This window comes from Blastocatellia bacterium, assembly GCA_025054955.1.
In the GTDB taxonomy this organism is placed as follows: Bacteria; Acidobacteriota; Blastocatellia; order HR10; family J050; genus JANWZE01.
This window is the reverse complement of the sequence record JANWZE010000140.1, coordinates 1-10,133: the sequence shown is the minus strand read 5'-3', so window position 1 is coordinate 10,133 and position 10,133 is coordinate 1. Positions and strand designations below refer to the sequence as shown.

Sequence of the window (10,133 nt, the reverse complement as noted above, 5' to 3'; positions counted from 1 at the left end):
GAAGCCGGCGCTGTCGGCATCGCTATCGGGCCGCACATCTGGACACATGCCAATCCACCGGGCATGGTCAAGGCATTCCTCAAAGTCATTCACGAGAATGCTTCCGTTGATGAAGCGCTCGAGGTGATCAATCCCACACGTCAGCAGAGATGATGTCACAGCCTGATGTCATACACGATAATCGTGTCGGACGGGGTGATATTCTATGGTTCAGGTGAGGAGAGATGATGTCACAGCCTGATGTCATACACGTGGCCTCAGATCAGCTTCTGCGCTTCGGCGTCGAGTGTTTGCGCAAGCTCGGCCTCTCTGAGGTTGACGCTGAACTGACAGCGCGCTCGCTCGTGTGGGCCAGTCTGCGCGGTGTGGATTCGCATGGCCTGGTTTTGCTCAGCGAGTATGCTGAGCGCATCCGGCTCGGTGGCATTGATCCCACTTCGCCCTCCACCATTGTCGCGGAAACGGCGACGACCGCGCTCATAGACGGCGCCAGCGGCGTCGGACAAGTCGTCGCCTCACGAGCGATGAAGCTAGCCATTGACAAAGCCGCGCACACGGGCGTTGGTGTAGTCGGCGTCAGAAATAGCAGTCATTTTGGAGCCGCGGCATTTTATTCCATCATGGCCGTCGAGCATCAGATGATTGGACTGGCTTCAACCAATGCGCCGCCTTCGATGGCGCCGTGGGGCGGCAAAGCGCGGCTATTAGGAACCAATCCGTTTTCCGTCGCCGTGCCTGCCAAAACCTATCCTCCCATTGTGCTGGATATGGCTACCAGCGCCTCGGCTTGGGGCAAGGTGTTTATCGCTATGCAACAGGGAAAGAAGATTCCGCTCACTTGGGCGCTGGATAAAAACGGTGAGCCAACCGATGATCCAGCGATTGCCCTGGATGGCGGTCTCATTCAACCGCTCGGCGGATACAAAGGCTATGGCCTCAGCTTGATGGTTGATATTCTGACCGGCGTTCTCACCGGCGGCGCCTTTGCCAATCATCTTCCCGCATGGAACGAAAAAGCCCAGCCGCAACGATGCGGTCATCTGCTGGCAGCCGTTCGTATTGAAGCTTTCATTGACTACAACGATTTCTGTGAACGTATTGACGAGCTGATTACTACCATCAAACACAGCCCGCTTGCCGCGAGCGGCGACCGTATCTACGTGCCCGGCGAAATTGAGCACGATGCAGAACAACAGAGACGAGCAGAGGGCATTCCTCTCCATGCGGCGCTCAGACAAAACCTCACGAGCCTTGGATTGGAGTTGGGCGTGACGCCCCCGTTTTGATCGGAAGAGTTCTTCAGAGCGTTGTAACGACGCGGGAGAAACGATGAGATATAGATCACAGGCGGGGACGCCCGTGCCACTTTTTCTGAGGAAAAAGCGCCGTCGGCGCTTGGCTCTGCCGGCGCACTCCAAGATAAAGTCAGGAGCGTATGAGCATGCGTTTTGGAGTGCGGCGGCAAGCCCGCAGGGCGCGACGCCGCTTTGGCCTGGTGCGTAGTGTTGGGAGCGAAAGCGCCGTCGGCGCTTGGCTCTGCCGGCGCACTCCAAAAAGTCAGGAATCGCCCATGAACTTACGTTCACCACGAAGGATGAAAATGGTTATTTTCAAGCTGGGTTGATTTGGCAAATTGGAATGTGCTCCAATAATCGGCTGTGTCGGCAGAGAAGCGGCAATCGAGCTTCGCTTTGACGTGACATTGTTGTTTGTGTGATCAAAAAAGATGGAGAGACAAGTGAATTCCGAATTGATGAGAGCCGTCGTCATCACCGCGCCGAAGACGGCGTCGCTGCAGGAGATCAAGCGGTGGTCGGTGGAGCCTGGCGAGGTGCTTGTTCGTGTCAAAACTGCTGCGATTTGCACGACCGAGCGTCGCGTCTTTGCTGGTGATCTGGCGCTCTATCCGACCATCGGTGGACATGAATTTGCCGGCATTGTCGAATCAGTCGGCCAAGCGGAGACCACATTAAAACCCGGCGACCACGTCGCCATGGATCACGTCAATCGGTGTGGCCAGTGTTACTACTGCCTCAAAGGTCATAATAATTTGTGCGTGCGCGTTTACGAACCGAGAAAGCCATCTGAATACGTGATCATCGGCGGCGGCTTTGCTGAGTACACAACGCCGTTGAGGGAGCAGGTGGTCAAGCTGCCCGAGCACGTTGATTTGGAAGAGGCCAGTTTGATCGAACCGTTGGCCTGTTGCATTCATAGTATCAACAAAGCTCAGATCGCGCCGGGCGAGACCGTCGCTATTATTGGCGCTGGAACGATGGGCGCGATGCACCTGCTGCTGGCCAAGCTACATGGCGCTATGGTGATCGTCAGCGATGTGGATCAGCAGCGGCTCGATTGGATTAAGCAACTCGGCGCCGACGCCACCGTCAATCCGCAGGCTGAGGACCCGGTTCAGTTCGTCAAGGATTTCACCGACGGGCGCGGCGCCGATGCGGTGATCGTGGCGGCAGCAACTAAGGCTGCCGGTCAAAACGGCCTTGCTATGGCCGGCAAAGCCGCACGTGTCGTGCTCTACTCGGCTCAATATCCGCCAGGCACGCTTGAGCTTGATTGGAACCATGTCCATTATAAAGAAATTGCCGTGGTGGGCAGCGAAGGGAAAACGCACAGCGATTTTCGCCACGCCGTCAACTTGCTGAGCGATGGTTCGATTTCGCTTCGTCCGTTGATTTCCAGAGTCATTACGCTTGAAGAATTGCCACAGGAGTTGGCCAATAAACCATCTGGAGAAATCCAGCGTGTGGTGGTGAAGCTGTGAGACTTACTGATGAGTCAAACGGAAGGGATTGTTTCAAAGAAGGCGCATCGCTGTGCTTTCCGCGTGTGTGAGGTTTGCTGATGAATCAAACGGAAGGCACTGTTCTTGTTCAACAGCGAAGGTCGCTCGTGGAAGTTGGCGAGCTATGGGCATTAGTGGGCGTGCTTGGCTACGCTTCGGCCAACGTCTTTGAAGCGCATGCGGTCAAAGGCGCCGATCCGTTGATCGGCCCGTTGATTCGTGGCATTCCGTCGTTAGTCCTGGCGATCGTGTTAATGTACCGCAGAAACACATTCGGGCAGCTTCAGCCGCATTCACCGCACTACATTGGGCGAAAGGGGATCATCTTGTTTATTGTCCCCGGCGTGCTGGCCACGTTGGGACTGTTCACCTACTTCTATGCGCTGCAACTGGGTGGTGTGGCCATCACTATCCCAGTTCAGCAATCGTTTATCTTGTGGGGCGCGTTGGCCAGTTGGTTATACTTGGGTGAGCGGTTTGGCGCGAAAAGCCTGCTGGGCGTCGCTCTGGTGGTGACCGGATTGGTTGTGCTCGGTCTGGGGCGACTCACCGGCACGCCGGTGACGGGTCAGTGGTACTACGCGATTCCGCTGGCGCTGTTCACGGCCATCGCCTTTGGTGTATCAGGCGTCTTTTGGCGACTCGGTCAACTGCACGGGGCTGATCAATCCACCGGCATTCTGGTCAACACGCTGGCGAGCGAAGTGGTCGCGTTGATCGGGTTGATGCTGGCCGGGCGGCTGAGCGCCTTGTGGGAAACATCGGTCCAGAATTGGTTGGCGTTGTTGGCCGGCGGCGCTCTCTCAGGCATTGTCGGGTTGTATGGCATGTTCACCTCGCTCAAATACCTGAGCGTCACTCGCGCCTACGCATTGAGTTCGCTAACACCGTTGGTAGCGGCAACGTTGGCATTCTTGTTTCTCGGTGAACAACTCAATGCGCAGATGGTCATCGGCATTATCATGGTCACGGTTGGCGTGGCGCTCGTGCAGATTTTCAAACCAACTGAAAAAGCGACAGCATAATCGTTCATCAAGCGGGCTTGGCGATTGCTCGTGCTGTGTGTTCGGTTTTGGAAAACACCTTCAAGGAGACGTTCATGATTGTCAAAGACGCAGAGGCGCAACGCGGTCGTTTTGGTGAAAAAATTCACGTGAAAGGTCCGCGCATGGAAATGCGATTGTGGGAGAATATCCCTGCCGGATTCCATTTCGATCCGCATGATTTTCCTGTAGACATTGCAGGATTCGTGGTAAAAGGGAAAGCCAAGTGGACAATTGACGGACGGGAATACATCACCGGCGCGGGCGATAGTTATTACTTGCCGCAGGGTTGTGTTTATGGCCTCGATGTACTGGAAGAACTCTCAGTCGTGGAGGTGCTCAGTCCGGCGCGACCGTAGCATTTCGGAGCGGTTGTTCATATTGTAACCACAACGCCGAGAAACGATCATCTCACCACGGGTGAATGCGGATGGAGACGAATAATTTTCCATCCGTGTGAATCCGTGCCATCGGTGGTAATGTTCGGAATCGCCCATGAGCCCAAGCACACCACGAACGATGAAAATGACGTCGCGCAGGTCACAGAGTCCACCGAAAGTCCTCTGCTCGCTCGGTGCCTTTTGTGACCTCTGTTGGCCATTTTCAGGAGAGAAATCCTAAAATCGGGTGGACAACAACTCGCTTGACTAGAAGCCAGTTGGAGCAGTAGTCTGATATGGAACAAGCGGAGAACACCATGTGGAGTGATGAAAAACAACGGCAGTTTGACAGGCTACGCCAACGTGAGGCGCAAGGGAGCTTAAGCGAAGCAGAAGCCGAAGCACTTCGGGCGCTGGTAGCCGAACTCGATGCGGAAGAAGCAGCCGCTTTGCGTCCAGCCATCGAGCAGATGCGAGTGAAACAAGAAGAGCTGGCTAGAGAGAGGCGCCAAGTTGAAGTGGAGAATGAAAGACTCGCGGCGATTCTCGCTAAACAAGAGCGCTTGCTGAGCGAGGCGCGGCAGTACCTCGACCACCTCCGTACGGAGCGAGCCGCGCTCTGTGAGGAATATCGCGCTGTGACCGGCCGTCAGTTACTGGCCTCACCCTAAGGCTGGAGACACAATGTGCTGTCTGATGAAGTTCGTGATGCGGTTCGTTACCTTTACCAATTCCGCTGCGGTTATTGTGGGGTTCGCGAAGAAGATGTCGGCGCTGAGTTGACAATAGACCATCACCGGCCGACCTCTCAGGGTGGGAGTGATCAGCTCGACAACCTGGTCTATTGCTGTTCCAAATGCAACGCGCACAAGGGAAGCTACTGGCATGAAACGCACGCGCCCCAGATTCGTTTGCTCCATCCTCGACAAGATGATTTGACCCTACATCTGCATGAAGGAGCTGATGGCTATCTGACAGGTTCGACACCGGAGGGCCAATTTCTTATCGAGCGGTTACGATTGAATCGTCCCGCACTGGTCACCTATCGCCTAAATCAGCAGGAACTGAAGCAGCGGCAAGACGAATTACGTGTGGCCCGTGAGCGTGAGCAAGCGTTACGTCAGCGCATTGAGGAACTCGACGCGTTACTTCAAGCCGTCACTGCCCAAATTCAATCCGAAACTGAAGGTGGCTAACGGCGATGCGGTGATCTTGTGGTAAGGAGAACGGCCGGTGCAGTTGTAAGGCAAGTCGCCATCATCACACCCAGGTGGAGTGTGCCAGGATTTGAGCGAGATCCTCGATCTAGCTTCTGCTGAGAAAGTCAACTGTCGGATTCAACCACGGCTACTTGAAGATGTCATCCAAGCTGTCTCAAATGAGGTCCGCTGAGGTTTTCCGGCGGGTCGTGCTCAGCACCTGAGCCCAAAACCCTATGCCACCTCTTACACCAATTGCTTCGCCATTGATGAACGCATTGTCTTCGAAGGCAAAAAAGACACTCCCGAAACTGTGCCAAATCTCTCTGTCGCCCTGCGCCAAAAAAGGGAACTCTCTCCAAAGCGTCTTTGTGACGAAAGGCGACACCGTTCACCTGAGCAGGGTTTTTATTGCCCGAAAAGAACGTTATTTTGATATTTCTACCAGATGAGCCCATCGCTTATTATTCAGAAGCTGTTTCAGCGGAGTTTCCCGCTGTCCAATGGCAAACCTACTTTGAGCCTGAATGTGTGTGGAGGTCTGTTAAAATGCCTTTATCGAAAGAAGAAATACTGGCCACCCTCAAGAAAATTTTCACCATGCAAACTATTATTCTACTTATATTGATTTGCTTGATGTTGCTCTATGCTCACATGTACCGCTACCGTGTTATTACAATAGATAACATCGTTTTGGTACACGATCGCTGGACGGGCCAGATGTATTGGAAGTACGTCTCGGCACACCCTCGTGAATGGCAGTATATTGGCCAAGCGAGCGGGGATCCGTAATGGGCATCAATATGGAGGACAGATATTCTAATCCTAAAGGCTCAACCGTCGGTTTGTGGATTCTCATTATCGTGTCACTTGTTCTCCCCTTTAGCCTCTCCACGTGCGAGAGAATCGAAGACATGGAGAATGTAAAGGCACAGCTTGAGAGCAAACTAGAGAAATACGAAGAGAGCCTGCAACAAGCAAATCAAGCAATAGAAGAAGTAAATGCCGCCATTGAGGAAGCGCGGGGTGCTGCATGGACTAGCTTTGAAGAAATGGGCGAAGCATTGGATAAGTTATATACCGTAGAAACCATTCGCGAGCCATAAAAGGGAGAGAAACTCATGGATGTAGCAAAATCTAATCCCCTTAAAAATATCTTTCGCTCCCCTCTAAACTCCAAGTATTCGCAGATGTAATCAACGGCAAAAAGTATACTTTCGGAATTGCCCGTGTGCTCCGCGCACACCACGAAGGATGAAATTAGTTATTTTTCAGAGGACTCACTCATGGACAATGAGCCCACAACGAACGATGAAAATTCTATTTCCGTAGGAGAAATGATCCGCATGGATTGAGCAGTGGAATATGAGAAACTTGCGTCAACCGAACCTAGAGGGAAGAGAGCGTTGGTGACACGGCCCACGGGCTTCAGTGGTGGCCCAATGGCCAAGCCTTTGGTCGGTTTTCTGTTGTTTCCTGCGGTGCTTATGATGACGTCACCAAAATGTTGCGTCAGTTTATCACCGGAAGGGTATACATCTTCATAGATGTGGAGAACGTTTTCTACTGCCAGCGGACATTGGGCTGGAAGATTTCATACGAGCGACTGATGACCTATCTGAAACGGGAATGTGGCGAGCATGTGAAGGTGTTTGCTTACAGCGGCAAAGACGAGCACATCACGCGGCAGTTGAAGTTTCTTGATATGCTTGAGATCAACGGGCACATCGTTGGCACAAAGGTGGTCAAGAAGATCAAGTCCGGCGAAGGTAGTTACAAATGGAAAGCCAATCTCGATATCGAGCTTACGTTTGAAATGGTTGACACTATGAACAACTAGGATACCGCTGTCCTTCTTTCAGGAGACAGCGATTTTGCAACCCCTATTAACAGACTCAAGCGTCACGGAAAGCGCATCATCGTCGCCTCCACCAGAGGTCACGTCGCTCGGGAACTTCTGGAGCGGGCCAAATTCATTGATCTTCGGAAACTCAAGGAAGAGATCAAGCAACTATAAAAAATCTGGAGCTATCCCGAAGGATACTCCAGAGTGTTATCACGCGATGTACACTACAATTCATAACATACCTTGTCAATTCAAATTTTCGGTTTTGCAAAATTGAACTCTATATCGGCAGCCTACACAGAAGTCATTGCGTTTGAGTCAATGGCACTGAGAATCGCCCATGAGCCCAAGCACACCACGAAGCATGAAAATGGTTATTTTAGAGGAGCGATCTCGGGACGCGGCGTCGTTAGACGCCGCCAGAGGGTAGCCAGACGTGAAACATCTGGTCGGACATCATCCCCAATTCCCAAGGCGCCTTGCAGAGGCGCCAGCAGTGCTCCCAGTGGGTCGTTCATGCAGGTGAACTGCTCGCCGTGAGCACCCATGGCTTGGCGCGACTGCAGACGCGCCACGATTGTTTGGTCTGCTGCTGGAGACGTTGCACGTCTGGCTAGCTGCTGTTTGCGCCTCCGGCGCAAGCTGAGCTTGGAGGTTTTCCGAGGAATCGCCCCTATGCCTCAACACGCCACGAAGTTGGTGGCGACGCGGGAGAAACGATGAAAAACAGGCACTGATTCACCGATTTACTGAGTGAGAATCCGTTGATCCGTAAATCTGTGCCTGCATTGTTCGGAGGGAAACACGATGATTGAATCGCCAAAAGAACTCGAAGAACGCTTCAAGAAACAACGATTGGAAACGGTCACAACACTCTTCAGTTATTCATCGTTGCCGCCAGGGATTGAGCACGAGATCGTTCAAGTGCAAGCTGAAGACAAAGGCGTCTCGTGGGGCATCCTGTATAAAAAAGGGAACCCCAAGACGGCTGTCGTCATTATGCACCAGCGGACCGATAACACGCGTCACTATGCCATTCCCTATCTAGTCGAAGCTGGGTTTGCTGCGTTCGGTCACAACAATCGCTACACCGGTAACGATGTAGACACGATCCATGAGACGATCTTGTTAGATATTGCAGCCGGCATCCGCTTCCTGAAGCAGCATCGTGATTACGAGCGGGTGATTTTGTTGGGCGCAAGCGGCGGCGGCGCGTTGTTCTCGTTTTATCAATCGCAAGCACAGACGGCGCCGCCAGACCGGTTGAAGCACACGCCGGCAGGTGATCCACCTGACTTGAATCAGTATGATCTGCCGCCAGCCGATGGGCTGATCCATTTAGCCGCTCATATCGGACAAGGCAAGTTTCTCATGATGAACATTGACCCGTCGGTGATTGACGAGAACGATCCGCTCTCCTGTGATCCGACGTTAGACATGTACAATCCGGCCAACGGCTTTCGATTTCCGCCTGAACCGACACGCTATAGCGCCGAGTTCATTGCTCGATATCGCCAAGCTCAACGCGCGCGCGTCGCTCGCATTGATGCGATTGCGCGCGATCATATCGCGCGTCAGAATTTTTACAAACAACTGATGACCGATAGCAGTTTCAGCCGATTGAGTCCTGAGCAGCAACTCCATATCAAGCGGCAGGCCGTCTTGGGTAAGTACCTGCTGATTCACCGCACCATGGCTAATCCGATTTGCGTTGATCTTTCGCTCGATCCGAGTGATCGGCTGCGCGGCTCGTTGCGCTCTTCTGAGCCGGAAGTGTTCAACTTCACCGAGTACGGTTATGCCCGCTATCTGACACCGCGCGCTTGGTTGAGTTCATGGTCGGGACTCTCATCAAATGCCTCGACGATTGACGTGAGCCGACGCATCACGGTTCCCGTACTGATGGTTTATGGCACGGCTGACGTGGAAGTGTTACCGAGCGATGGGCAAGCGATCTTCGAAGCCACAGCCAGTTCCGATAAACAATATATCCTCATCGAAGGCGCTGGACATTGGTTCACGCCTGAAGGGCCGAAGGCCGGCCAAGGCAATCAACGCGAACAGACCATGCAAACGGTGACCCACTGGCTACGCGAACGGTTTCCGTGTGCATGAACGGCCGTCGTGCCGAAGAGACTTCAACAGAGGGGGAATACGTATGAGTGAAATTGCACGCTTACCGCGATTGCCGAGAAAACGATTGGACACGATCGAAGCTTACCGTACGCTCAGAGAGTCCATTGTCTACGGCGTCTTGAAACCTGGCGAACGACTGGTTGAAGAACGGATCGCACACCAACTGGGCGTCAGTCGCACGCCGATTCGCGAAGCGCTGGCGATGCTCGAAACGGAAGGGCTTGTTAAATCCATTCCCAAGAAAGGGACGATGGTGCGCGCCTTTACGCCGACCGAAGTCAAAGAGCTGTACGACCTCCGCATTTTGTTGGAAGGGTACGCTGCCCAGCAAGCCGCTCAGTTCATCACGCCCGACGAATTGGATCAATTGCAAGCATTGTATGAAGAGATGGAAGCTTGCATTCGGTCAGAGTGGCCGTCGGAGGAAGTGCGGTCGGAAAAAGTTCGATTTCTAACCAGCAAGAATAACCAGTTTCATCACATCATCATTCAGGCCAGTCGCAACTCACAACTGCTCGCCCTGATCCCGCAGGTGGTCGAGCTGCCGCTGATTTTTCGCTCGTTCTTTTGGTATAGCAAGGAGCAACTGATCCAATCCAATCAACACCATGCCCAACTGATTGAAGCGATGCGTCGTCAAGACGCGCAGACGGCTGCTCAGATCATGGCCGTTCATATCGGGGCCGCTCGTGATTTACTGCTCCAGGATGAGCAAATACGCGCGACCAC

The 10,133-nt window shown here is 53.3% G+C and carries 10 protein-coding genes and 1 pseudogene; all 11 read left to right on the top strand.

The annotated features are described in order from the left end of the window. Positions 1 to 224: 224 nt before the first annotated feature. Positions 225 to 1,286 carry an Ldh family oxidoreductase gene (locus NZ823_17130; protein MCS6806851.1) on the top strand — a complete coding sequence of 354 codons (1,062 nt, stop codon included), beginning with the start codon at positions 225 to 227 and terminating at the stop codon, positions 1,284 to 1,286. 440 nt (positions 1,287 to 1,726) lie between these two features. Beyond that, the gene (locus NZ823_17125) at positions 1,727 to 2,779 is read left to right on the top strand and encodes an alcohol dehydrogenase catalytic domain-containing protein (GenBank protein ID MCS6806850.1); all 1,053 of its coding nucleotides are present in this window, start codon (positions 1,727 to 1,729) and stop codon (positions 2,777 to 2,779) included. A gap of 80 nt (positions 2,780 to 2,859) precedes the next feature. Continuing rightward, the gene (locus NZ823_17120) at positions 2,860 to 3,825 is read left to right on the top strand and encodes an EamA family transporter (GenBank protein MCS6806849.1); all 966 of its coding nucleotides are present in this window, start codon (positions 2,860 to 2,862) and stop codon (positions 3,823 to 3,825) included. Positions 3,826 to 3,899: 74 nt separating this feature from the next. Beyond that, the gene (locus tag NZ823_17115) at positions 3,900 to 4,202 is read left to right on the top strand and encodes a cupin domain-containing protein (protein MCS6806848.1); all 303 of its coding nucleotides are present in this window, start codon (positions 3,900 to 3,902) and stop codon (positions 4,200 to 4,202) included. 317 nt (positions 4,203 to 4,519) lie between these two features. Continuing rightward, on the top strand, positions 4,520 to 4,894 hold the full coding sequence (locus NZ823_17110; GenBank protein MCS6806847.1) for a hypothetical protein: 375 nt from the start codon (positions 4,520 to 4,522) through the stop codon (positions 4,892 to 4,894). Between the two features lie 15 nt (positions 4,895 to 4,909). After that, a complete protein-coding gene (locus tag NZ823_17105) occupies positions 4,910 to 5,419 on the top strand; it encodes an HNH endonuclease (GenBank protein MCS6806846.1) in 510 nt (169 codons plus the stop codon). A 414-nt stretch (positions 5,420 to 5,833) separates the two neighbouring features. Further along, the gene (locus NZ823_17100; GenBank protein MCS6806845.1) at positions 5,834 to 6,214 is read left to right on the top strand and encodes a hypothetical protein; all 381 of its coding nucleotides are present in this window, start codon (positions 5,834 to 5,836) and stop codon (positions 6,212 to 6,214) included. Beyond that, positions 6,214 to 6,528 (top strand): hypothetical protein, encoded by a 315-nt coding sequence (locus tag NZ823_17095; protein MCS6806844.1) that lies wholly within the window; start codon positions 6,214 to 6,216, stop codon positions 6,526 to 6,528. The genes NZ823_17100 and NZ823_17095 overlap by 1 nt, the downstream gene beginning before the upstream one ends. 398 nt (positions 6,529 to 6,926) lie before the next feature. Then, a pseudogene (locus NZ823_17090) lies at positions 6,927 to 7,439 on the top strand (NYN domain-containing protein). A gap of 636 nt (positions 7,440 to 8,075) precedes the next feature. Then, positions 8,076 to 9,383, top strand: a complete 1,308-nt coding sequence (locus NZ823_17085; protein ID MCS6806843.1) for a hypothetical protein — start codon at positions 8,076 to 8,078, stop codon at positions 9,381 to 9,383. A gap of 43 nt (positions 9,384 to 9,426) precedes the next feature. Next, a partial coding sequence (locus tag NZ823_17080; protein ID MCS6806842.1) for a GntR family transcriptional regulator occupies positions 9,427 to 10,133 on the top strand: 707 nt, incomplete at its 3' end.

Bases quoted from the DNA above. Each gene is read 5' to 3' on its own strand.
- NZ823_17110 (MCS6806847.1), top strand. From the start codon at position 4,520: ATGGAACAAGCGGAGAACACCATGTGGAGTGATGAAAAACAACGGCAG.
- NZ823_17085 (MCS6806843.1), top strand. From the start codon at position 8,076: ATGATTGAATCGCCAAAAGAACTCGAAGAACGCTTCAAGAAACAACGA.
- NZ823_17115 (MCS6806848.1), top strand. From the start codon at position 3,900: ATGATTGTCAAAGACGCAGAGGCGCAACGCGGTCGTTTTGGTGAAAAA.
- NZ823_17120 (MCS6806849.1), top strand. From the start codon at position 2,860: ATGAATCAAACGGAAGGCACTGTTCTTGTTCAACAGCGAAGGTCGCTC.
- NZ823_17130 (MCS6806851.1), top strand. From the start codon at position 225: ATGATGTCACAGCCTGATGTCATACACGTGGCCTCAGATCAGCTTCTG.
- NZ823_17095 (MCS6806844.1), top strand. From the start codon at position 6,214: ATGGGCATCAATATGGAGGACAGATATTCTAATCCTAAAGGCTCAACC.
- NZ823_17125 (MCS6806850.1), top strand. From the start codon at position 1,727: ATGGAGAGACAAGTGAATTCCGAATTGATGAGAGCCGTCGTCATCACC.